18 protein-coding genes and 1 tRNA gene are annotated in these 22,121 nt (G+C 66.0%); 12 read left to right on the forward strand and 7 right to left on the reverse strand.

Going from position 1 to position 22,121, the window contains the following annotated elements:
• The first annotated feature begins 57 nt into the window (after window positions 1-57).
• The 8 genes from ACEUEL_RS18505 (at window position 58) to ACEUEL_RS18540 (ending at window position 7,595) form a co-directional block, all read left to right on the forward strand.
• Window positions 58-585 (forward strand): RNase H family protein, encoded by a 528-nt coding sequence (locus ACEUEL_RS18505; RefSeq protein WP_405708462.1) that lies wholly within the window; start codon window positions 58-60, stop codon window positions 583-585.
• A gap of 1,164 nt (window positions 586-1,749) precedes the next feature.
• Window positions 1,750-2,421: a hypothetical protein gene (locus ACEUEL_RS18510; RefSeq protein ID WP_405708465.1), complete on the forward strand. Its 672-nt coding sequence runs from the start codon at window positions 1,750-1,752 to the stop codon at window positions 2,419-2,421.
• Complete coding sequence (locus tag ACEUEL_RS18515; protein ID WP_405708468.1) at window positions 2,418-2,900, forward strand: hypothetical protein; 483 nt, start codon at window positions 2,418-2,420, stop codon at window positions 2,898-2,900. The genes ACEUEL_RS18510 and ACEUEL_RS18515 overlap by 4 nt, the downstream gene beginning before the upstream one ends.
• Entirely contained in the window at window positions 2,897-3,370 is a 474-nt protein-coding gene (locus ACEUEL_RS18520; RefSeq protein ID WP_405708470.1) for a ribonuclease H family protein, read from the forward strand. The genes ACEUEL_RS18515 and ACEUEL_RS18520 overlap by 4 nt, the downstream gene beginning before the upstream one ends.
• Window positions 3,367-4,392 (forward strand): hypothetical protein, encoded by a 1,026-nt coding sequence (locus tag ACEUEL_RS18525; protein ID WP_405708473.1) that lies wholly within the window; start codon window positions 3,367-3,369, stop codon window positions 4,390-4,392. The genes ACEUEL_RS18520 and ACEUEL_RS18525 overlap by 4 nt, the downstream gene beginning before the upstream one ends.
• A 54-nt stretch (window positions 4,393-4,446) precedes the next feature.
• On the forward strand, window positions 4,447-5,568 hold the full coding sequence (locus tag ACEUEL_RS18530) for a hypothetical protein (protein WP_405708476.1): 1,122 nt from the start codon (window positions 4,447-4,449) through the stop codon (window positions 5,566-5,568).
• A gap of 61 nt (window positions 5,569-5,629) precedes the next feature.
• Window positions 5,630-6,328 (forward strand): hypothetical protein, encoded by a 699-nt coding sequence (locus tag ACEUEL_RS18535; protein ID WP_405708479.1) that lies wholly within the window; start codon window positions 5,630-5,632, stop codon window positions 6,326-6,328.
• A 685-nt stretch (window positions 6,329-7,013) separates the two neighbouring features.
• Window positions 7,014-7,595 (forward strand): recombinase family protein, encoded by a 582-nt coding sequence (locus ACEUEL_RS18540; protein WP_405708482.1) that lies wholly within the window; start codon window positions 7,014-7,016, stop codon window positions 7,593-7,595.
• Window positions 7,596-8,431: 836 nt separating this feature from the next.
• Here the strand turns inward: ACEUEL_RS18540 and ACEUEL_RS18545 are convergent.
• The 3 genes from ACEUEL_RS18545 to ACEUEL_RS18555 all read right to left on the reverse strand — a co-directional run bounded on the left by ACEUEL_RS18545 (window position 8,432) and on the right by ACEUEL_RS18555 (window position 11,858).
• On the reverse strand, window positions 8,432-9,133 hold the full coding sequence (locus ACEUEL_RS18545) for a TIR domain-containing protein (protein ID WP_405708485.1): 702 nt from the start codon (window positions 9,131-9,133) through the stop codon (window positions 8,432-8,434).
• 802 nt (window positions 9,134-9,935) lie between these two features.
• Complete coding sequence (locus ACEUEL_RS18550) at window positions 9,936-10,187, reverse strand: hypothetical protein (RefSeq protein ID WP_405708486.1); 252 nt, start codon at window positions 10,185-10,187, stop codon at window positions 9,936-9,938.
• A gap of 222 nt (window positions 10,188-10,409) precedes the next feature.
• Window positions 10,410-11,858: an acetamidase/formamidase family protein gene (locus tag ACEUEL_RS18555; RefSeq protein ID WP_405708489.1), complete on the reverse strand. Its 1,449-nt coding sequence runs from the start codon at window positions 11,856-11,858 to the stop codon at window positions 10,410-10,412.
• A gap of 325 nt (window positions 11,859-12,183) precedes the next feature.
• Here ACEUEL_RS18555 and ACEUEL_RS18560 point away from each other — a divergent pair, with 325 nt between their 5' ends.
• Window positions 12,184-14,511, forward strand: coding sequence for an acetamidase/formamidase family protein (locus ACEUEL_RS18560; RefSeq protein WP_405708491.1), 2,328 nt, complete (start codon window positions 12,184-12,186; stop codon window positions 14,509-14,511).
• A 111-nt stretch (window positions 14,512-14,622) separates the two neighbouring features.
• Here ACEUEL_RS18560 and poxB read toward each other — a convergent pair whose 3' ends face one another.
• The 3 genes from poxB to ACEUEL_RS18575 all read right to left on the reverse strand — a co-directional run bounded on the left by poxB (window position 14,623) and on the right by ACEUEL_RS18575 (window position 17,839).
• On the reverse strand, window positions 14,623-16,353 hold the full coding sequence (gene poxB / locus ACEUEL_RS18565) for a ubiquinone-dependent pyruvate dehydrogenase (RefSeq protein ID WP_405708493.1): 1,731 nt from the start codon (window positions 16,351-16,353) through the stop codon (window positions 14,623-14,625).
• Between the two features lie 892 nt (window positions 16,354-17,245).
• A tRNA-Ala gene (locus ACEUEL_RS18570) sits at window positions 17,246-17,321 on the reverse strand.
• 125 nt (window positions 17,322-17,446) lie between these two features.
• Window positions 17,447-17,839, reverse strand: coding sequence for a TIGR02300 family protein (locus tag ACEUEL_RS18575; protein ID WP_405708496.1), 393 nt, complete (start codon window positions 17,837-17,839; stop codon window positions 17,447-17,449).
• A gap of 145 nt (window positions 17,840-17,984) precedes the next feature.
• Here ACEUEL_RS18575 and aroA point away from each other — a divergent pair, with 145 nt between their 5' ends.
• The 3 genes from aroA to ACEUEL_RS18590 are packed head-to-tail and all read left to right on the forward strand — an operon-like array spanning window position 17,985 to window position 20,408.
• Complete coding sequence (aroA, locus tag ACEUEL_RS18580; protein ID WP_405708498.1) at window positions 17,985-19,334, forward strand: 3-phosphoshikimate 1-carboxyvinyltransferase; 1,350 nt, start codon at window positions 17,985-17,987, stop codon at window positions 19,332-19,334.
• The gene (cmk, locus tag ACEUEL_RS18585; protein ID WP_405708501.1) at window positions 19,331-19,975 is read left to right on the forward strand and encodes a (d)CMP kinase; all 645 of its coding nucleotides are present in this window, start codon (window positions 19,331-19,333) and stop codon (window positions 19,973-19,975) included. Before aroA ends, cmk begins: the two co-directional genes overlap by 4 nt.
• Before the next feature lie 37 nt (window positions 19,976-20,012).
• Window positions 20,013-20,408, forward strand: coding sequence for a carboxymuconolactone decarboxylase family protein (locus tag ACEUEL_RS18590; protein ID WP_405708504.1), 396 nt, complete (start codon window positions 20,013-20,015; stop codon window positions 20,406-20,408).
• 3 nt (window positions 20,409-20,411) lie between these two features.
• Here ACEUEL_RS18590 and ACEUEL_RS18595 read toward each other — a convergent pair whose 3' ends face one another.
• Window positions 20,412-21,965, reverse strand: a complete 1,554-nt coding sequence (locus tag ACEUEL_RS18595; RefSeq protein ID WP_405708507.1) for an EAL domain-containing protein — start codon at window positions 21,963-21,965, stop codon at window positions 20,412-20,414.
• Window positions 21,966-22,121: the final 156 nt, after the last annotated feature.

The raw sequence follows: 22,121 nt of genomic DNA on the forward strand, positions 1-22,121 counted from the left end.
TCTCTTCACGCCACAGCAGTGCCAGAACTTCTTCGAAGCCGCTGGATATGATCCAATATGATCGGCTTCCGCTCTAGGTTGCACACGAGACTAAATTGGAACATCTCGCCCCGGCCCATGACCTCCCCCAATTTCCACGCCTACATCGCCTTGGCGGTCCCGCCCGGCCTCTCCGGCCCCAGCGGCTGGGCCGCCTCCATCGTGTCCGCTGACGGCTCCCGCCAGCGCCTTGCCGGTGGCGAAGGCCGCTCCAGTGCCAATGTCATGGCGCTTCGGGCAGTCCTCGCCACCGTCTCTGCCCTTCCCGCCGACAGTGCTGCGACGGTCTTCCTGGACAGCGCCTATGTCGTCCGGGGCGTCTACGACTGGCGCCCCGCCTGGGAAGCTCGCAATTGGCGCAGTGCGGACGGCCCCATCATCGCGAACTATCAGCTCTGGCGGTCCCTGTTCGCCCAGCTCGACGCTCGCCCTCTCGTCCGACTGGAGCGCTGCCGGGGCGCCGATCATTTCGAGGAAATGGAGCCGTTGCGCCTCGTGGCCCGTGACGAGGCCCGGAAGGCCGCTGGACTGGCCCAGGCGGCATAGCAATTTCGCGCTCACCCGTTGTCGCCGTGGACGGCCGATTGCCTCCGCCGCTACCGATGTAGCTCCCGGCCCCGAAACGGGCGTCCACGGTCGACACCGTGACACGGCAAACGGTATCCTGTCCGGCGACCTACCCCGATCCCTGACCACGGAACCCGCCGGGACGGACGACAAAGAATTTCCGACCCTCCCGTTGCGATCCCGGAAGTCGTCCTTACGCGGGCGCTACGCACGGGTGCGTCTAATGCAATCAAACAAAGACCCTTTAAGAGAGCTTATAGGGACGCTTAGCAGCCGTAAGGATAAGAACCTATAGAAACCCTCATATGTCGCTCTACGGCTGTCCACATCCCACTGGTTCGGGGCTCTCGCCCCTCTTCGGCTACGATGTCGCTCTCATAGCCATGTCGTCCCCGTCGTGCGGCCCACGGCCGCCATAGGCCACCGTCGTCCCGCTTGACCTTCCGCCCTCAGCCCAGCGTCAAGCGCCTCCCCCATTCCCATGTCGTGCTGTTGTCTCGCCCGTCGCCGGTCTTGTCCGGTGCGGCAGCGGGCTTGAGGCACCGCGCATGGGAATGTCGCCGGCCCTCCAGCCGGCTCCGGGGAGGCGTTTGGCCCTGTGCTGAGAGCCGCTCTGCGCGGCCTCTGATCGTCGGCACAGGTTCACCCTCAAACCCACCGGACCATTTGAACCCCGAACTTCACCCCTCGCCTACGCCCGCTCCCGGTCCCTCTCTGGCCGCCATTGAACTGATCGTCTCGCCCACCGGCCACGGCCGCTATGCTGCCACCCTGCCGGATGGAGACCACATCGTCACCAGCCACCAGCCCTTGTTCGCAGGCGCCCGTGTCCTCGCGGCTCGTGGTGTCGACCCGGCCACCCCGCTCACCATGCGCCATGTCGGACAGAACAAGCCGGCCATGTGGTCGACCGTGGGCAGGGCCGCCCGCTTCTCAGTGGAGGAGCGTGACCGTGGTGGTCTTTCTGTCCGGGTCTATCGCCCGCGACCGATCATCGCCGCCAGATAGCCTCTCCACTCCCGGCGGTGTCGACCGAGGACGCCCGTTCCGATGCGCCCGGCTACCCATACAGCCGCGACCACAGATCGGCCGTCCTGCGCAGCGCCGCGTGCATTCCCGTCACCCTCAAGCCCCCGGACAGACTTGAACACTGACAGCACTTCTCCCACCATCGCCTCCCCGAGCTGGTGGAACGCCGTCGTCCAGCGCCGATACGCCGCCCTCGTGGCGGACGGTATCGCCGAAGACCCCGCCACGGCCGATGATGTCCGCGTCCTGGTGACGCCGGGCATCTTCAAACAGGACGACTCCTTTCTTCGCCTGCCGGGCGAGACGATCATCTTCGCCCAGACACGCGCGTCACCGCTCGCCGTCGCCGGCTATCTCCTCCACCGCGTTCGCGTCTATCGGCGCGATGCGACCTTGATCATCTTCCGCCCGGATCGCCCGGTTGCGGATGTGCTGGTCAACGGCCGGCCGTTCTCCCATAGCCGCGCAACCGACTGGTGGGGCGAGCCGGAAGAGTTTGAGCGATCCACCATCGGCAAAGCCTGTGACCGTGCCGAAGCCATGATCGCGGCCGGCGAGATGGAAGTTCCCGAAGCTCGGGGCACTTCGACCGCCTTCCTATTCCCCTCGACCTGCCTCCTGGGCCGGTGGGGAACCCCGGACGTGAAGCTCCTCAGCGCGGCGAGCGAGCGGGTGCGGCAGGAAATCGCCGCAGCGGGTGGCATCGACCTGTGCTTTGGCAGGCCAGTCGTCGACACCCGTAAACAGGATCGTCTTCGTGAGCTTGCTTGGAACGACGACCAATGAACGTCACAGCCTCCTCTCCCTCTCAAACCGGACCCACTCCCATTCCTGACACCCTTACCTCCGTCTGCGACAACGCGGACCCCATCGACAGCTTCAACGAGATCGCCCGCAAGCGGTATGGCATCGCCCTATCGGCTGGGCACGTCTCGCCGCACTGGCATTCGGCAATCATTATCGTCACGCCGATAGCGGGCACCGACAGTTGCGTCGTCCGTGTCGACGGCGAGGCCGATCCCCTCACCATCTCCAGGCACCCCGTACAGGCGGCCGGCTATATCCTGCGCCATATTCGCGGGTCCATCGAAGCTACGGACCTTCACGTTCGCGGCCCGGATGGCGGGGCATTCCTCCTTTCCACATCGGTAGGTGATGTCGACCGCTTGGCCGGTTCCCTCATCCGCGACGGCGAGATGGAAAAGCCTCTCGCGCTCCAGCACCACGCCAGCTCCAACTTCCTCACTTTCGAGACCGCTGAATGAGCGCCGATATCGTCGCTTACGCCGATGGTTCCTCGCTCGGCAATCCCGGCCCTGGCGGCTGGGCCGTTATCGTCCAATATCCCGATGGCTCCCGACGTACCTTCTCCGGGGGCGAGTCCCACTCGACCAACAACAGACAAGAGATTACGGCCGCGACGCAGGCGTTGCTTGCGCTGCCGGCCGGCATCCCTGCGCTGGTGTTCTGCGACAGTGAGATAGTCGTCAAGGGTGTCAACGACTGGCGCCCGAGCTGGGAGGCACGGGGCTGGAAGAACGCCCAGCGCAAGCCCGTGGTGAACCGTGACCTGTGGGAGAAGCTGTTCGCCGCGAAGGACAGCAAGCCGCTGGCGGCGCTCCGGTGGACCCGTGGTCACGCCGGCAACGAGATGAACGAGGCCGTCGACAAGCTCGCCCGCGCCGAGGCCGAACGCCGCCGCTGGGGTGTCGCTGATGAGGAGAATGCCCGATGACCCGCAACCGCCTCGTCATCCCCGACCTCCCGTCCCCCGACCGCATCCGCGTCCCCTCCTTCGGGGGAGACACCTACGCCCGCCCGGAAGTCCCCCCGGACCTCGCCCTGGCCCAGGCTCTCCAGGGCTTCTCCGGGACCCTTGCGGCCTACGCGAACCGGGAGCAGGCGGACGACAGGGACGCCGCCCGAGCGGAGGCGGAGCGCTATCTGGCGACCTCTACCAACAAGCAGCTCTGGGACGCCTACCATGCCGGTGCGCTCCCCCGACAGGGCAACAAGGTCGCCAATGGCCTCTATGAGCGAGCCCTCGGGACCAACGCCGGCACCGACCTCCTCACCAAGGTCAAGACCTTCTATGGCCCCGGCGGGGGTGGCACCCTCCTGAACCCTGACGGCTCCTTCGTGGACCCCCGGAAGGCCATCGCCGACATGGCGAAGGAGGGCATGACCGGCCTACCGCAGGGCTCCCCGCATGCCATGGCGGCCTTCAACAACTCCGTCGAGAACGCCGTCTCCTGGGCCACCGGAACCCAGCAGCAGTACGCTGCCGCCCGCGCCAAGCAGGACACGGCGGTCACCCTACAGACCACGCTCCGCACCCTCGTAGGCGATGACGGGCTCTCCGCCCGCACCCCGGAGGAAGTCGGGGCGTCCATCGGCACCTACACCAAGGCCGCTGCCGACGCCCTACACATCCCCTACCGGGACGTTGATGACCAGCTCGTGGGCCAGCTCAAGCTCGCCATGGACCCGCAGACGGCCACCCCTGGCCTCGCCCGGAATGTCCTGGCGATCCTCGACGCGCCCCGTAAGGCGGTCGACAGTGGGCAGGCCATCGGCGCTCTCGCCTCCAATCCCCGCTTCGCCGACGATGTCTCGAACCTCCGGGCAGCGGCCACCCGCGTCCTCGAGAAGGACTGGCAGAACGGCCAGAAGAAGGAGCTTGCCCAGGCGGCTCTGGCGGCTTGGCAGCGGGGCGATGGGTCCTTCGACCTCATCCAGGACACCGTGCGGACCTAACCCTTCTCAGGGCAGGACTTCAAGGTGTCGGGTGAGGAGACCCGTAAGGAGGCCGTGGCGCTGTACAGCACGACTGTCAGGGACAACGTGGGCAAGCAGCTCAACGGCCAGCCCCGCGACGTTCAGGAGCGCATCGTCTTCAACACGACCGCCGACAAGTTCATCCCGGCCGGGGTTCCGAACCCGGAGTGGAAGGATGCGCTGGAGGCGGTGCCGAAGGCGGTAGGCGACACCACGTCGCTGACTGATCCGGCGATGGCCAACAGGGCGAAGGCGGCCGTGAACCTGTACAACCAGCTCCGTGAGCGGAACCCGGCCTATGTCGAAGGGATGCTTTCCGAGAAGCCGCGACGGTTCTACGAGGCGTACACCCTGTTCCGCCAGCTTGGGCAGGGGGATGATGTAGCGCTGCGTAATGCGGCCGTGGTGCAGCAGCCGGAGAACCAGAACGATCCGGCCGTCCGGGCTCGCTGGCAGGAACTGGAGTCCGCCGTCCGGGACCAGGGCATCGACCGTCTCTTGGGATCGAACACCCTGTACAACGGCGGAGCTGCCTACAGCCGCATCCTTGAGGCCGCAATGATGATCACCCGAGCCCAGGGTTTGGACGCCAAGACGGCCATTGAGGCCGTCCGAGACAAGCTCCAGGCCGACACCCCAGTCGTCCACGGCCAAGCCCTGTTCACGCGCTCCGCCTTCCTCACCAAGGACAAGGTGCCAGTGGTCGAGACCATGCTCCAGGCCGCCTACGACCAGCACAAGGACATCCTTGGCGCCTTCGGCATCGACGGCCCCGAGGGTCTCTCCGTCCGCTACACGGGCGGCATGTACCAGATCGTCTCGGCCAAGGACGGCGCCCCGGTCCCGGTGCGTCTCCCGAACGGCAAGGCGTCCTTCATGACCGTCACCGACCGCCAGCTCCAGGACATGGAGAAGTCGATAGGCGACGCCAAGGCGCAGAAGATCATCGACGACTACAACAACCCGACCGTCACCCAGACCCGTAAGGGGCCTGTGGTGCAACCTTCGCCCCGTGAGCAGGCCGTAGCGGACCAGCAGCGGCTCCGTGAGCTTTCCGACGAGCAGCGCAAGCTGAACGCCCCGCCGGAGTGGCTCAAGGATTTCGGCGCGTGGCTGTTCCGGCCGACTGCCGGACGCTTGGGCGTCGGGAAGTAATCTCGGCACGGTGCCGTCGCCCTCTCACCGGGGCGGCGGTGCCGGCTGGGCTGTCATCGCCATGCACTCATTCGACTATGATGACCTCGACGGGTTCACGGTTCGCCCGCCCGCCGAGCTGTTGAACCCCTCCCCGGAAGAACGCCTCCGCCGGGCGGAAAGTGGCCGATTGCACGCGGAAATCTGTGAGGGTCTCGATAGACGACGCGCTGCCAGAAATCCCCCCAGGGCACCCTTCGCGGCCAATAGGTCAGGCCATGAGGCGCCCGAGCAGCCCAGCGGCTTCCCCGATGCCCGCCCGGTGACGATCCCGGCGGTGCGCAAGGTCCGTCGTCGCGTCGTCTCCACTCACGCGGTGACGATGGAAGCTGGCGATTGGGCCGCGTTGCAATCCATGGGCTATCACCGTCTCCACGTCGCCGATAATGGCGTCTCGGTCGGGACCGGCAGTCGCAGTGTCGCCAAGCTGATCGCCAACGCCGGCAACGGGGAGGTGGTCGTCTTCCGCGACGGCGACCGCTTCAACCTCCGTCGAGAGAACCTTGTCGTCATTCCCTGGAGCCTGCACTACCGGGCCACGGGGCATTACCCGCCGCTCCTCAGCGACGGCCGCATGACGCACCGCCAGAACGACCGGACCAAGACCAAGCGCAAGGCATGGGGCCTCAGCCCGCAGCATCGCCTTGCCGCGATCCTGTTCCCGGCACAGCCCATTCTGGGGGTGAAGGTGGGACCCGACAGCCCACGGAAGGAGCGTTAGACCGTCGCCGTGGCGCCGTAGGCGGCTGTTTGGGGATCGGGCTGGGGTAGGCGCCCCAGGCCCCTTCCCGGCCGTTCTAGGCGAGGCGGTGGCGGGCTGTAGCGGGCTGTAGCGGGTGCAAGGGGATTACCGGATTTGGCGGAAATTTCTGAGAGCCCCTTCAATGGAATAGTCCGCGCGGCGATCCCCCCGTGCCGGCTCGTCGAGCCGTTGAAGCGACCTCCGAAGCATGCCGCCGGCCGGTGGGGCATGGAGAAGCCGGTGTGTGTGTTGGTAAGGGTGCGAGGCCGATCAGGGGACACTCGCGCTTTGCCCTACGGACTTTAACCGTGGCGTCTGACCGCAACGCCTGCCTTTACTGCCACACGTCTATGGTCGCTTGCCCCTCCTGTCAGGAGCCCGGGGACCTGTGGTTTTTACCCGATGGGTTTTCCGGTACGACTTAGACGAAGCCGAAACTTCATCCTGACCTCCTTTCTCCAAGGGGACGGCTGGAGCATCCCGACCGCGCTGGGCATTTCTGTGGCGGTCGGTCGAGCCCAGCGTTCACTGTCGTCCAATAGACCCTGCCCATGTGGACGTGTCCGCTTCTGTCGCCAATCGCGTCCATTAGCATGGGCATTGACATTGTGGACGCTTGCGACTCTCATGCCCAGGACTTATGGACACTCCGGGGCATTGGAACATGGACACGAACACAACCTCTAACGGCCACCTCATCGGCTACGGCCGCACCTCCACCGCCGAACAGGAAGCAGGGCTTGAAGCCCAGCGCCGCGACCTCCAGGCGGCCGGGTGCGCCAAGGTCTTCACCGAACAGGCATCATCGGTCGGTGACCGCCCGGTGCTCACTCGTGCCCTCGAATACGTCCGCGAGGGCGACACGCTGGTGGTGACCAAGATCGACCGCTTGGCCCGCTCCACCATCAACCTGTGGGAGTTGGTGAAGGAGCTGGACGGCAACGGCGTCAGCCTGCGGGTGCTGAACCTTGGCGGGGAGATGGTCGACACCCGCAGCGCCACGGGGCGTTTGATACTCAACATCTTCGCCGGGTTCGCCCAGTTTGAACGGGAGATGATGCTGGAGCGGCAGAAGGAGGGGATCGCGAAGGCGAAGGCGGAAGGCCGCTACCTGGGCAGGAAACCCACGGCCAGGCTCAAGGCCGATGATGCCCGCAGACTGCATGCCGAGGGCAAGACACCCACCGAGATTGCCAAGGCGCTCGGAATCGGCCGGGGGAGCGTGTACCGGGCGCTGGGGAAGTGAGGATGGGGGAGAGCCCCTCTGTCCTTTTGCGGATCGGAGAGAGGGTAGCTGTTGGTTTCGATGTGTGCGACGGGCGTGGGAAAGCGCGAATTTATATGTATTTAGATTGACATTCGAACAATGCCCCAGCCAACTCCTTGTACGGCATTTCGTAGGGGCATGTATGTCAGTTCGAGATATTCCGCTTCGCAAGGCTTTGCAGTTATTCTATGCGGCCGAGCCGCTTCGACGCAAAATCCTTAAAGAAGACATACGGCTTGATCGCCGTAAAGAGGAGGGCGGTAATAGGAGTCGAGGGGGTGATTTCTATCTCCCGTTTTGGACCGATGTGAAAAAACACGTCGCTGGCATTGGAGACCTTCGAGAGCTAACCGAGCAGCGCATACAGTCGAATAAAGCTTATGCACGGCTATACCCCGCATTGAGAGATGGGGTTCTTGATTTGCTCAACGCAAAACTACGATGGACAAATCAGCCCGTTGAAATTGTTCCCAAGAGTGTTCACGGCATCTTATTGCCTCACGGAATAGAGGCGACCGTGCGGATCAGGGATGCTCTCCACGCACGCGTCCGAGGCGAATATACACGCGTTGTATATCCATATTTCAGTGAGGAACCGCCTCTCCCGGAAGAAGGGGGGCGATTGGGCATATGGGCGATGCAGCAGGCATTGCCTACACATGACCCCAACGACATGCGAATCATAGACATTCTACGGCGAACATTTTTCTCGCCGCAAACAACTCCATTGAAGGGGGATGAGGAGACAGTGTTCAGACGGCGATACGTTACCTTGATTGACGAATGGGAGCGCCTCAAGAGGGAGTGACCTGCAATTACACACGACTGAGATCGATGGCGATGCCCTTAGCGTTGATTTCCTTTGCCAATTGAAGCGCCGTCTCGTTTACGTCGTCTATGAAAGGTATGTATATCAGCCCCTGAATGTCACTTGGGCGCTCCATGTTGGTCTGAGTTTTCAGCAAGATAGCTACTCGGTCTCGCCCCAGCTTTACCAGCATCATGCCAAGCTCAAGAACCACGTTTTGGCGAGCACGATAGGCATTTTCCTCATCATGCCCCGCCCTATGGCCTTCGTCGTCCGGGGTAGCAAGGATGACAGCAAAATTCGCCTTGCTCGCGGTACTCTCCAATTTTTCGATAATTGTTTGGCCGCCTGAAGTTAGCTGATCCAGGATTAGAGGATTAAGACCCCAGCGTCTTAGCATTGCCTCTAGCTGCGTTCGAGCAGTTATGTCGTGGCCATACACGACGAACACATCGCGTGGTCCGGCATTCCCGTTCCCACTTGGTTGTAAAATAGCGTGATTGCCGGCAGCAGGCGCCGGCTGACCAAGAAGCGCCTTAACGGCGTTTTGATTTTTTCCCTGCGGTACGACCTTCCCGCTATCATAGACCATAATAGCTTCGCCGCCAGTACACCGAATGTCCCAGCCGACGTCGTTGCTCATGCGCACAACGTTTGAAATCTCGAAGCCGTTTGTTTGCAGAAGGGCGATGACTTCTTCTCTGTTCATGGCGCTGCCCAGGTTTCCTCAGGTTATAGCCTACCGCGCGGAATAAGGTGAAGGCACCAAGGAAGTACGTGCTTCCACAAAATAGGCGACCGCACACACGAGGCTGCTACACAGCGCTTGCCGGAGGATCGGAAATATCGTTGTATTTCAATACAGAATGATCGCGTCCGCCGTCTTCAATCCTCTCTCGCAGCACCAGTTAACCCATTGAAACTATTGAATAATGGGTGATGTCAAAAACTTGCTAAAGGGCTTGCTGCAGTCGCCTGCTACAGTCGAGGGCGAGATGGCAGGCATGTGAGGCTCGTCCAGCGCTCCGGGAAATGAACCTCTTGGGTCGCGGTGCCCGAAGAACCCGTCCGATCATCGGCGAGGCGGAAAGATGGGAATCGTTCGGTTCGGTGCCGCGTAGTGAGGGCGAGCGCCTCTCCAACTTCGAGCCCGTAACGAATCGATGGCCTCTTGACTGCCGCCCGTGAACACCTCGCCCCTGCGGCACCAGCCGACGACATAAACGACATCGATCTCCAGTTCATGGCCCGAGCGCACTTTCACCAGCCTGAAGCGCAGGTGATGCCGGTGCCGTTCCGCAAGAGTGAAGGGCCTACCGGGAGGGGCAGCTTTGCGTCATATGTCGAGCACGAACCAGGCGCGGAATACTGCAAAATTCGGCATTTGAATAAGCTGCACGATCACTCGGCCCGCTCGATATCAACGAGTCGCGCCTGATAAAAAATGGAGTGGTCCAAGGCCGGATGACGGAGGAAGCACGCCGCCGGCGCCCACGGCAATCCACGCCGGACTACCCCTCGTCGCCGAATTGCGGCGGCAGCCGGCCGGCCTTGAACAGGATCTTCGGCTCGTCGTCGAACTCGCCCGAGTCGACGTCGCCGGAAGTCGCGAAAGCGACGACTCCGGTCTTGGCGAGGGCCAGGCGCTCGGCCGTGCGGACGGCCATCGCCTCGTTGCGGGCGCGGCTCGCCGGCTCGGCCCTCAGCCCGCCGCGCGGGCCTGCCTTGAACGTCTGCACCACATAGACCGTCTCGATCGCCATGCCATCGCTCCCGTCACGCTCGCGAGATCGGGAGCGGATTGACTCGTCGGGAGCAACGAGAACAGATAAGGAACCTTCAGGCAAGATCGAAGATCGGGATGGTCACCACGATGTGGGGGCGGGCCGACCGAGCGCGAGCGAGTGGCGAGCCTCGAAGGCGGCGGCGCGCCATCGCGCGACGGCAAGGCCCGGGCGGGAGCGCCGCCCGGGCCGGGCTGATCGTCAGCTCATCCGGCCGGCGAAGATGTCCTTGCGGATGACGCCGTGGCAGCCCCAGTTGCCATCCACGACCTGCGTCACGCCGAAATCGACGCCGACCGACATCAGTGCGATCGCCTCGTCCTCGGTCAGCCCCTGCGTGGTCATCAGGAATCTGCGCATCTTGCGGAAGGCGTCGCGGAGGGCGAGGTCGACTGAACTCTTGCCGAAAATCTCGCTCTGCGCGTTCGGCCCGAGCTCCGCGAGATAGTTCGCGTAGCTGTACCCGTGCACCAGCCATTCCGTCGGCGTTTCGAGCATCGGGTATTCCAGCCCCTCGAGCGCCGTGCCACCGAGGTCCTTCTTCTTGTGCAGGATCAGCTGGAAGGTGCCGGTGATCGAGCATTCGATGGCCGTGCCGCACAACTCCGAATCGCCCTGCGAGGCGTGGGGGTCGCCGACGGACATCAGGCCGCCCTCGACCGCGACGGGGTAGTACATCGTCGCGCCCTTGCCGATGCGCCAGTTGTCGATGTTACCGCCAGTCGCCATGGGCGGAATGGAGTTGACGTAGTCGGCTTCGTTCGGCGCGAGCGCGATCACCCCGAAATGCGGGCGGATCGGCACGCGCACGCCCTTCAATATGTCGGTGTTCTTCTTGATCGTGGCGTGGTTCACCGGCACGCCGGGATAGTCGATGGTCTTGTGCACGATCCCTTCGGGATCGGTCTGGGGCGTCCAGCGGAAATTGTAGGCGGCGCGGGCGAACGGGTTGCCGCCATTGGCGTCGACCTCGAACACGGTGACGACCTCGCGGTCCTTGGGCTCCTCGAGCTGATCCTTATAGTGGAAACCCCACCACGCGGCGGCGGTAACACCGAAGGCCTTGCCCTTCTGCTGCGGGTTGGCGGAGGGACGGAACTTGGTGTCGAGAATGCGCACCTCGAGCACATCGCCCGGCTCGGCGCCGCGCACCATCACCGGGCCGGTGCAGACGTGGACGCCCAGTCCGCCGCCGCCGCCGATCTTGGTGTCGTTCTCGTCGCCCGCGCCGCGGCGCTTGACGTTCTTTTTCTCCTTGGTCCAGGTGAAGACGCTTTCGGCGCCGGGATCGCCCTTCACCATGAGCTCGGCATCGTCATTGGCGTGATGCGTCAGGGCTTCGATGGTGATGATATCGCCACTGTCGATCTCGACCCGCGGCTTCAGCTTCTTGGAGAAATACCCCCAGTGGACGGTCTGGTCGTTGGCCGGAAGGTAGTGGAACCCCGGCTGGCCGGCGGTGCGCGCCGCCGACGCCTGGGCGAGAGCGGGCGAGACCAGCGACATGCCGCCGCCCGCGAGCGCTGCGGCTCCGCCGGTCGCGACGAACGCGCTCTTTAGGAAAGAGCGGCGCTCGACACCGAGCGCCTCCATCATTTTTGCCCGGTGCTTCTCGAATTGCGGGCAATTGCTGTCGTCACCTGCGCACATCTTCTGGCTCCTTTTGCCGTTCTCTGGAAGGGCGTGCGGAGGAAAGCGTGCGTCGGATCCCGGCTTGCGGGAATGACAGCAGGCGCCCAATCTCTTGCTTCGGGGCGAGAGCGCGCTGGATCAATTTTTTGTGCGCCCGCAGGCAAGGCGGCGCGACTGCCATGATGCATGATGCCTTCGTCGTACCGCCCGGACCGCGAGCGGTCCCGCGCGGCAAAGCGGGCGTCGTCGCGAGATTCGCCGTCTCTCGGGCCGCCACCGGGCTCAGGACGGTGCGCGGCACGAAACGCGGTTCGCGCTTCATGTCCGCCAGCAGGGGGAAGACATGCCCGTCGGGCCGACCGTGATCTCGATCGACGCCTTTCCGTTGGCTACCCAGTCCGATGCGTGGTCGCAGGCTCTCGGCTCGGCCGGCCTGGCGAGCCGACGGCCTGACGGCGGCGCGGCCACCGGCGAGGTCGGTCTGCTTCGTTCGCCGGACGGGACCCTGCTGATGCGGCTGCGCTCCTCACCGCAGGAGATCAGCGGTAGCGGGAGCGAGGGTGGGCCGCTAGTCGTGGCGTTCCATGTTCAGGGGCGCGGTGCCGTCCGGCGCGGCAAGCCGGTGCGCGACGTTGCCGAGGGCGACGTCTGCGTCATCGATCGCGCGCAGCCCTTTACCTACGAGATGCGCGAGGATTTCGAGCTACTGCTTCTGGAAATTCCACGCGAGCGCGTGCTCATGCGGCTCGGGCGCGGCCAGATACAACTGCCCAAGGTACTCGGCGCCACCGTCGCCGCCGCCGCCGCGCGCCCGGTGATGCGTACGCTCGCCTTGCATTTCGAGCAGGTCAACGTGGCGGATCTGACCTCGGCGCAGATGGCGGTGACCGAGCTCGTGGTGGGCGCACTGCTGGCCGAGGCTCGGCTGAAGGACGAGGGCGCGACGCAGACGCAGGCCGCGCATTTCCGGCGCGTCACCTCCGCCATCGAGCTGCGGCTCATGAGCTCCGACCTGTCGATGGCGGTGATCGCGGCGCAGGAGGTGTTGTCACAGCGCTACATCCAGAAGCTGTTCGAGATGCAGGAGACGACCTTCTCCGACTATGTGCGCCAGCGCCGGCTCGACCGGGCGCGGCTCGATCTCGCCGACCCCCGCCACGGCGCGGACGGGGTGGCGGAGATCGCGTTCCGATGGGGATTCCGCGATCCGGCGCATTTCAGCCGCGCGTTCAGCGCGGCATTCGGTGTCTCCCCGCGCGCATTCCGGGCAGCGACACCCGTCGAGCCGCGCAACCTGCTTCGGCGCGGGCGCCCGCTCGAACGGAGCGTGCCTCACAACGTCGTCACCGTTCCCGCAACCCACGAGAAACGGGTGGCGGAACTGCGCGCCCGCGCGGGTGCCTCGGTATGCCATGGCGACAACGAGCGGCGCATCGCCATCGGCAAGGACAGTCTGCATTGGGGCTATCTCAGCCGCTCCATCCCGCCGGTCATGCGCATCGATTCCGGCGCGGAGGTGGTGATCGAGACGCTGACCCAGCACGCCTATGACGATTACGACCGGATGATCAAAGGTGATCCGGCTGCCGAGAGCGTGTTCGCCTGGACCCGGGACGGCAAGACGATCGATCGACGCGGTGCCGGGCCGATGAACGCCAGCATCCTGGGACGCGGCGCGGGGGAAGGTTTCGGCGTGCACATTTTCACCGGGCCGGTCTTCGTGAACGGCGCCGAGCCGGGCGATGTGCTCGAGGTGCAGATCCTCGACATCGCCCCGCGGCCGAGTTCCAATCCCGCGTTCGAGGGGCGATGTTTCGCCTCCAACGTCTCGGCGTGGTGGGGCTATCAGTATTCCGATCTGCTCGGCGATCCGAAGCCGCGCGAGGTCATCACCATCTACGAGGTCGAGCCGGAGGGCGAGTTTGCGCGCGCCCTCTATTCCTATCGCTGGACGCCGCAGATCGATCCGTTCGGTGTGCGCCACGACACCATGGACTATCCCGGCGTGCCGGTGGACCACGCCAGCATCGAGAAGCGTCGGGGGGTGATGGCGAATATTCGCGTGCCCTTGCGGCCGCATTTCGGCTGCATGGCGGTGGCCCCCCGCGAGGCGGAACTGGTGGATTCCATTCCTCCCGGCTATTTCGGCGGCAACTTCGACAATTGGCGGGCGGGTAAGGGGTCGACGCTCTATCTGCCGGTGGCCGTTCCCGGCGCCCTGTTCTCAGTCGGGGACGGGCATCTCGCCCAGGGCGACGGCGAAATCAACGGCACGGCGCTCGAGGCCTCGCTGACCGGGCGCTTCCGTTTGATCGTCCACAAGCGCGGTCAGACGGATAAGAGTTACCTCGCCGGCCTCAACGCCCCGCTCCTGGAGACGAAGGACGAATTCGTCCTGCACGGCTTCAGCTACCCGAACTATCTGCGCGATCTCGGCCGCAACGCGCAGTCCGAGGTCTACAAGAAGTCGTCGCTGTCGAAGGCACTGCGCTCGGCCTTCCGCTCGACGCGTAAATTCCTGATGGATGCTTGGCGGCTCGACGAGGACGAGGCGCTTTCGCTGATCTCCGTCGGTGTCGATTTCGGCGTTACCCAGGTCGCGGACGGCAATTGGGGTGTTCACGCGGTGATCCGCAAGAAGATGTTCGACGGCGGGGAAGCGGCCGATTGACGGCGCGATCGCGCGGGAGAGACGCCGCGCGCCACGGCCGGGCCGCCGTGCCGATCCCTGCACGACATAGGGCGATGACCTGGGGCGCCCGATCGGGCGCCCCTCGCCCGTTCAGCGCGGCAGCAGGTTCTGCTTGGCGAGGTCCAGTACCTCGTCGCCACGCCCGCTCATCACCGCGCGGATCATCCACAGGCCGAAGCCCTTGGCCTGCTCGAGGCCGATGGTGGGCGGCATGGAGAGCTCCTGCTTGGCGGTGACGACATCGAGCACCGCCGGCCCGTCATGGGCGAGCACCTGCGCGACCGCACCGGGCAGGTCGCCGGGGTCTTCCACCCGCACGCCGAGGATGCCCATCGCCCGCGCCATGGCCGCGAAATCGGGATTCTCGAGGTCGGTGCCGAGCCCGACGAAGCCGGCTGCCTTCATTTCCAGCGCGACGAAGCCGAGCACGCCGTTGTTGAAGATCACCACCTTCACGGGCAGCTTTTCCTGCGTGAGGGTGATGAGGTCGCCCATCAGCATGGCGAAGCCGCCGTCGCCGGAGAGCGAGATAACCTGCCGCTTCGGCTGCGACGCCTGGATGCCGATCGCCTGCGGCATCGCGTTGGCCATCGAGCCGTGGGCGAGCGAGCCGACCAGCTGGCGCCTGCCGTTCATCGTCACATAGCGCGCCGCCCAGATGGTCGGGGTGCCGACGTCGAAGGTGAAGACGGCATCCTCGGCGGCGAGGTCGCTTACCACCTTGGCGAGGTATTGCGGGTGGATCGGCCTGCGGCCGGGCGTGCCGACGGCGAGATCGTCGAGGCCCTTCCGGGCGCTTTTGTAGCGCGAGAGGCTGTGGTCGAGATGGTGCCGGTCGGTCTTGGTGGTGAGCAGCGGCAGTACCGCCGCGAGGGTGGCGCGCACATCGCCGACAACGCCGAGATCGAGCTTGCAGCGCCGGCCGAGCTGGCTGGGGCGGATATCCACCTGCGCGATCCTGATCCCGGTCGGCAGGAACTGCTTGTAGGGGAAATCGGTGCCGAGCAGCACCAGCAGGTCGCAGGCGTGCATCGCCTCGTAGCCGGAGGCGAAGCCGATGAAGCCGGTCATGCCGACATCATAGGGATTGTCGTACTCGACATGCTCCTTGCCACCGAGCGCGTGCACGATCGGGCTCTTGAGCGCCTCGGCCAGCGCCATCAGCTCCGAATGCGCGCCCGCGCAGCCGCGCCCGCAGAACAGCGTCACCCGGCCGGCCCCGTTCATCAGGTCGGCCAGCGCCTCGATCTGGGTGACGGCCGGCGTCACCACCGCGGGCGCGGGCAGCAGGCCGGCGGCCGGCGAGACGGCGCGCTCGGGCGCGGGGCGCAGCGCCACGTCGCCGGGCACGACGATCACGGCGACGCCGCGCTCACCCACCGCCGCGCGGATGGCGTTCTCCAGCACGAAGGGCATCTGCGACGGATCGGAGACCATCTCGCAATAGACGCTGCATTCGCGGAACAGGTTCTGCGGATGGGTTTCCTGGAAATAGCCGCCGCCGATCTCGGAGGACGGAATCTGCGCGGCGATGGCCAGCACCGGGGTCCGGGTGCGCTGCGCGTCGAACAGGCCGTTGATCAGGTGCAGGTTGCCGGGCCCGCACGAGCCGGCGCAGACCGCGAGCCTGCCGGTGACCTGCGACTCACCGGCCGCTGCGAACGCCGCCGCCTCCTCATGGCGCACATGCACCCAGTCGATGCGGCTGCCGCGGAGCGCTTCGGTGAGGCCGTTCAGACTGTCGCCGACGACGCCATAGATGCGCGCGACGCCGGCGGCCTCGAGAGTGTCAACCATCAGCTTTGCGATATTTCCGGACATGGGGGTGGCTCGCTGTTGTTTGATCAATGCTTTCCGCGAAGGCAGAACGCGTTCTGCGATCGTCGCTTTGGGGTCGGCTACGCAAAGACGTTAGCGTACAACCAGAGACGAGCCACTTCGACCAACGTGTGCTGTGATCATATGTTGGGCTGATCGAGTTCAACGACGGCACGGCGGACCGGTGCTGCTCAGCCCGCGCCTGGGCGAAGACCCTTGCGCTTGTTGCCCCATTTGCATGCCGGCAGCGTCAGATCGTGTGCAAACTGTACAGCGTCACCAGGGGCCAGGTGGCGATCCTCGAACCCGCTGGAGCGATGCGCGATCGCGCCCGTAAGCCCCTCCTGCGCGCTGGAGCCGGGCGCGTTGTTAGCGCCTTGTAGGACGCCCGCGGGGCGCTCCTCGATACCTTCACGCCAGCCGAATGCACAACTACTTCAAAGCCGCGGCGGGCGAGGCGGATGGATACGGACGCTCTGCAGCACGGAGGGGAATACCGCGGTCGGAACCGTCCTCTTCGAGGCGAGTGAGAAGCGGGCTGCCAAGCTGGAGGCCGTAGGCGAGGTCGCGGACGCCGCCCAGCTGTTGCGGATGACAGATCGAAATTGCGCGTGCTGACGGTAGGCCAGCTGGACGCGGAAGCTCGGGCGGCTTTGGCAGCCGGCATAGCGAAGCGTTCGCCGTCCGGGCCACAGGTGAAGGCGGTGGTGACGTTGGAAGCCGCGATGGTCGCGGGCCGGTTCTCGCCGTCCCAGTTGTGGGTGCGCCCCCGGCCGGTCAGCCTGTTGTCGGCCGCGTCCCAGGTCAGCGCGACACCGCAGGGATCCCCGGTGCAGAAAAGGCACCTGCCACTTCGCAGATGCCCATACAAATTCTTGATATTCCTTAGGAAAATTGGTGGAGCCAGGCGGAATCGAACCGCCGACCTCTTGAATGCCATTCAAGCGCTCTCCCAACTGAGCTATGGCCCCACCGGGGGTTGCCAGACCGCGTGACGGGCACGCTTTGGGACTTTGGTCCGGCGGGTCGCTGCGGGTCACGCCCGCAGCGGAACGGTCGTAGAGCACATGGCGCCGACGACTGCAAGAGACTTTTTTCAGGTCTCCTCGTCGTCTTCGATTCCGTCGCCGATCAGATCGGTGACATCGTCCGCGCCATCTTCCTCTTCCTCAAGGAAGGTGTCGTCATCCGCCTCGACGTCGTCCTCGATCTCGATATCGTCGTCAGCCACGGCCGTCTTGGCGCTGCCGGCGGCCTCCTCGTCGGCATCCTCGAGCGACACCAGCTCGATATCGCCCGTATCCTCCGCCTCGGTATCGGCGGGGACCGGCGCCGTGCGGGCGATGGGCTCGGGGCGGCCGCGCACGGGGGCGACGATCGGGACGATCTGGCCGGTATAGGGCGAGACCACCGGATCCTTGTTCAGGTCGTAGAATTTGCGCCCGGTCACGGGACAGATGCGCTTGGTGCCAAGTTCGGGCTTCGCCACGGGACAGGCATCCTCAGTCGTTGGTGAATGAAGGGTGCTCCCATTGAACCGGGGCCGGGGCTCTGTCAAGCGGGGAATCGCAGTGCGGTGACGCCGCCACACCCGCCGTGCTAGAGAGCCGCGGTCTCGCCTGAGGAGTTGCTTCATGTCCAACGCCACGGCCCACGGGTCGTCCCCTGCCCCCGCCAGCGCCCGTGCCGGAGGCCCGCTGCGCGGCCGCCTGAACGTGCCGGGCGACAAGTCCGTCTCGCACCGCGCCCTCATCTTCGGCGCGCTGGCGACCGGCGAGACGGTGATCGAGGGCCTGCTGGAGGGCGAGGACGTGCTCAACACCGCCCGCGCCTGCGCGGCGCTCGGCGCCAGCGTCGAGCGCGTCGGCACGGGCTCCTGGCGGGTGCGCGGCGTCGGGGTCGGCGGCCTGCGCACCCCGGAGGCGCCGCTCGACTTCGGCAATTCGGGCACCGGCGCGCGACTGATGATGGGCGCCGTTGCCGGCCATCACATCACCGCGACCTTCGACGGCGATGCCAGCCTGCGCCGGCGGCCGATGAAGCGCATCCTCGACCCGCTGGCGCTGATGGGGGCGCAGGTGATCGCCGCCGCCGAGGGCGGACGCCTGCCGATCACGCTGAGCGGGCCGCGCGATGCGATTCCAATCACTTACGAGACGCCGGTAGCCTCGGCGCAGATCAAGTCCGCCGTGCTGCTGGCGGGGCTCGGCGCGCCCGGCAAGACCACGGTGATCGAGACCGAGGCGAGCCGCGACCATACCGAGCGGATGCTCGCCCATTTCGGCGCCGAGGTTCAGGTGGAGCCCCATGGCGCGGACGGGCGGCGCATCACCCTGACCGGCCGGCCGGAGCTGGTGCCGGCGCCGATCCGGGTGCCGGCCGACCCCTCATCCGCCGCCTTCCCGGTGGTCGCGGCGCTGATCGCGCAAGGGTCGGAGCTCGTCGTCGAGGGGGTGATGATCAACCCGCTGCGGACCGGATTGTTCACGACTCTCAAGGAGATGGGCGCCGACATCGAGATGCTCGACCCGCGTGTCGAGGGCGGCGAGAGCGTGGCGGACCTGCGCGTGCGCGCCTCATCCCTCACCGGCGTCGACGTGCCGGCGGCGCGGGCGCCCTCGATGATCGACGAATACCCGATCCTCGCCGTCGCCGCCTCTTTTGCCACCGGAATCACGCGGATGCGCGGGCTCTCCGAGCTGCGGGTGAAGGAATCCGACCGTCTCGCCGCCGTCGCGGCAGGGCTGAAGGCGGCGGGCGTCGCCCATTCCATCGAGGGCGACGACCTCATCGTCGAGGGTCGCGGGCGGGCGGAAGGGGGCGGAATCGTCGCCACCCACATGGACCACCGCATCGCCATGAGCTTCCTGGTGATGGGGCTCGGCTCGGTCAAGCCCATGAAAGTAGACGATATTTCCTTCGTCGCGACGAGCTTCCCCGGGTTCATCCCGCTGATGGTGCGGCTCGGGGCGGACATCGGATGACGCCGCCCCTGGTCATCGCCCTCGACGGGCCCGCCGCCTCCGGCAAGGGCACGCTGGCCCGCGCACTCGCCGCGCATTTCGGGCTGCCGCATCTCGACACCGGCCTGCTCTATCGCGCGGTGGGCGCCGCCGCGCTGGAAAAAGCCGTGTCTTTCGAGGATGTTGAGGCGCTGGCGGGGCTTGCCGCCAGGCTCGACATCGCCGGCCTCGACGCCGAGGCGCTGCGGGCGGGGCCGGTGGGGGAAGCGGCCTCGAAGGTGGCGGCGATCCCGCAGGTTCGCGCCAAGCTTTTGACGCTGCAACAGGATTTCGCGCGCCAGCCGGGCGGCGCGGTGCTCGACGGGCGCGACATCGGCACCGTCATCGCGCCCGAGGCGCCGGTGAAGTTCTTCGTCACCGCAACGCCGGAGGCGCGGGCCGCGCGGCGCCATGCCGAGCTGCGCGGCCGCGGCGAAACGATTGATTTCGCAGATGTTCTCGCCGACATCGAGCGCCGCGACGCGCGCGATTCGGGCCGCGCCAGCGCGCCGCTGAAGGCGGCGCCGGATGCCGTGACGCTCGACAACACCCATCTCGGACCGGAGCAATGCTTCTTCGCGGCACTGGCGATCCTGGCCGATCGGCTGCCCGATCCGGACTGACCAGTCAGTGCAGTGGGGTGGACGATGAGAGCGAAAAATGACCGATCCGACCGATGAGAACGACAGCCGTCTCGCCCGCGGGCGGGCCCGGCTGAAGGCGATCACCGGCCAGTCCGGCGAGGCGGTGATGGCCGCGCTCGAGGACGTGGCGCCGGACTTCGCGCGCTACATTTTCGAGTTCGGCTATGGCGACGTCTATTCGCGCGAGGGGCTCGACCTGCGCACGCGCATGCTGGCCACCGTCGCCGGCCTCGTCTGCCTCGGCCACGCCCAGCGCGAGCTGGAGGTGCATATCGGCTCGGCGCTGAACTGCGGCGCCACCCGCGATGAGGTGGTGGAGACCATCCTGCAGATGGCCCTCTACGCGGGATTTCCGGCGGCGCTCGACGCGCTGCTGGTGGCGAAGAAGGTGTTCGCGGCGCGCGGGGTGTGACGCTCACCCGCCGACCCGGCTGTCGGCCGCGCCGTGGAGGTGGCGGTTCGACCGGCAGAAAGCGATGAAGTCGTCCGCCGGCAGCGCCCGCGAGAACAGCCAGCCCTGCGCGAAGCGGACCCCCATCAGGCGCAGATAGGCGGCCTGCCGCTCGGTTTCCACGCCCTCCGCGATCACCGGCACGTCGAGCTCGTGGCTCATGGCGATGATGTGCGGGGTGACGTTGTGGGTGGGCGCCTCGGTGCCGATGACGTCGATGAAGGAGCGGTCGATCTTCAGCATGTCGACCGGCAGCTTCTGCAGGTAGCTCAGCCCGGAATAGCCGGTCCCGAAATCGTCGATCGCGGTCGCGTGGCCGCGCCGGCGCAGTTCCGCGAGCGTCTTGCGGGCGCCGTCGATGTCGATGAAGCCGCGCTCCGTGGCCTCCAGCCAGATCTGGCGGGGCAGGATGCCGGAGCCCTCCAGCGCCCCCTCCAGCACCGGCAGGATCCGCTCGGAGCTGATGTCGGCGGCGCTGAGATTGACGCTGACGTGAAGGTCCGGATCGCGCCGCAGCAGGTCGCCCAGGTCGTTCACCACGGCGGCGATCATCCGGTCGGTGATGCGCGAGATCAGGCCGGCGCTCTCGGCGAGGGGAATGAACACGTCCGGCAACACCATGCTGCCGTCGCGCCGCGGCCAGCGCGCCAGCGCCTCCGCCCCGCAGCAGCGCCCGGTGGCGAGCTCGATGATCGGCTGGTAGTAGGCGACGAGCTCGCCCTTGTTCACCGCCGCTTCCAGCTCGGCTCCGGGGGAGAGCTGCCGGCGCAGCACCAGCGTGACGGAGGCCCCGCACAGCAGGGCGATGGTGGCCGCGAGCGGCAGCAGGATGGCGCCCTCGTCGTGCAGATGCTCGGCGAAGGTGATGCGCGGCTCGCTCGCGGTGACGACCCAGTGGGCCGAACTGCGGCGGCTGGTGAGCGCATCGGCCGGCGCGGCGCGCCCGTCGCCATCGATATCGACCAGCGCGCGTCCGTCCGGCGCCTCCACCGTCATCGCGGCCTGGTCGCTCGGCGCGTCCCATCCCCCGTAGAACCGCCGCTGGTCGACCAGCGCGCTGTAGGTCCCCAGCCGCAGGATCAGCATCCGGCGGTTGAGGCCGAAGGTGGGCGGCCGCCAGTTGAGGACGATGCCGATGCCGTCGGCGTTCACGAAGTCGATCGCCGCCTTCGGCAGATGGTATTTCAGCGGCCCCCAGGCATTGCACTCGACGATGTCGCCGGTGCCGAAGCCGATATTCACCACCGAGAGGGTGTCCTCGGTGATCTGCAGCATCTCACGGACATGCTCGGGGGAGCACGGCGTGGCGTCGCTCGCCGCGATGGTGCGCAGCGCGCGCGCCGCGTCCGCATAGACCGTGTCGGCATTGGCGAGCGCCCTCTGCGCGGCATGGTCGAGCATGCCCTGCTGGGCGGCGACGGCCCGGTGCCAGGAAATCCACAGCGTCGGAATCACCGGCACCGCCGTGCCGATCAGCGCACACAGCACGACGAATGCGACACGCCACCGACGAGACACGATCGATACCCACGTTGCGCAGCCCGGTCGGCCGGCCGGCGGCCGGCGCCATCCTTCGCGCAATTGTATGCAGATGCACGATCTTTAGGCGGCAGCTTACAACTTCATCGTTAATTGTACGAACGGAAATTGCAGTCGGGGGGTGGGGGTCGGGGG

Source organism: Ancylobacter terrae (genome assembly GCF_045108345.1).
Lineage (GTDB): Bacteria > Pseudomonadota > Alphaproteobacteria > Rhizobiales > Xanthobacteraceae > Ancylobacter.

What these genes read in the sequence shown, in the direction of transcription:
- ACEUEL_RS18505 (WP_405708462.1), top strand. Translation starts at nt 58, where the DNA reads ATGATCGGCTTCCGCTCTAGGTTGCACACGAGACTAAATTGGAACATC.
- ACEUEL_RS18515 (WP_405708468.1), top strand. Translation starts at nt 2,418, where the DNA reads ATGAACGTCACAGCCTCCTCTCCCTCTCAAACCGGACCCACTCCCATT.
- ACEUEL_RS18520 (WP_405708470.1), top strand. Translation starts at nt 2,897, where the DNA reads ATGAGCGCCGATATCGTCGCTTACGCCGATGGTTCCTCGCTCGGCAAT.
- ACEUEL_RS18525 (WP_405708473.1), top strand. Translation starts at nt 3,367, where the DNA reads ATGACCCGCAACCGCCTCGTCATCCCCGACCTCCCGTCCCCCGACCGC.
- ACEUEL_RS18535 (WP_405708479.1), top strand. Translation starts at nt 5,630, where the DNA reads ATGCACTCATTCGACTATGATGACCTCGACGGGTTCACGGTTCGCCCG.
- ACEUEL_RS18540 (WP_405708482.1), top strand. Translation starts at nt 7,014, where the DNA reads ATGGACACGAACACAACCTCTAACGGCCACCTCATCGGCTACGGCCGC.
- ACEUEL_RS18545 (WP_405708485.1), bottom strand. Translation starts at nt 9,133, where the DNA reads ATGAACAGAGAAGAAGTCATCGCCCTTCTGCAAACAAACGGCTTCGAG.
- ACEUEL_RS18550 (WP_405708486.1), bottom strand. Translation starts at nt 10,187, where the DNA reads ATGGCGATCGAGACGGTCTATGTGGTGCAGACGTTCAAGGCAGGCCCG.
- ACEUEL_RS18555 (WP_405708489.1), bottom strand. Translation starts at nt 11,858, where the DNA reads ATGTGCGCAGGTGACGACAGCAATTGCCCGCAATTCGAGAAGCACCGG.
- ACEUEL_RS18560 (WP_405708491.1), top strand. Translation starts at nt 12,184, where the DNA reads ATGCCCGTCGGGCCGACCGTGATCTCGATCGACGCCTTTCCGTTGGCT.
- poxB (WP_405708493.1), bottom strand. Translation starts at nt 16,353, where the DNA reads ATGTCCGGAAATATCGCAAAGCTGATGGTTGACACTCTCGAGGCCGCC.
- aroA (WP_405708498.1), top strand. Translation starts at nt 17,985, where the DNA reads ATGTCCAACGCCACGGCCCACGGGTCGTCCCCTGCCCCCGCCAGCGCC.
- cmk (WP_405708501.1), top strand. Translation starts at nt 19,331, where the DNA reads ATGACGCCGCCCCTGGTCATCGCCCTCGACGGGCCCGCCGCCTCCGGC.
- ACEUEL_RS18590 (WP_405708504.1), top strand. Translation starts at nt 20,013, where the DNA reads ATGACCGATCCGACCGATGAGAACGACAGCCGTCTCGCCCGCGGGCGG.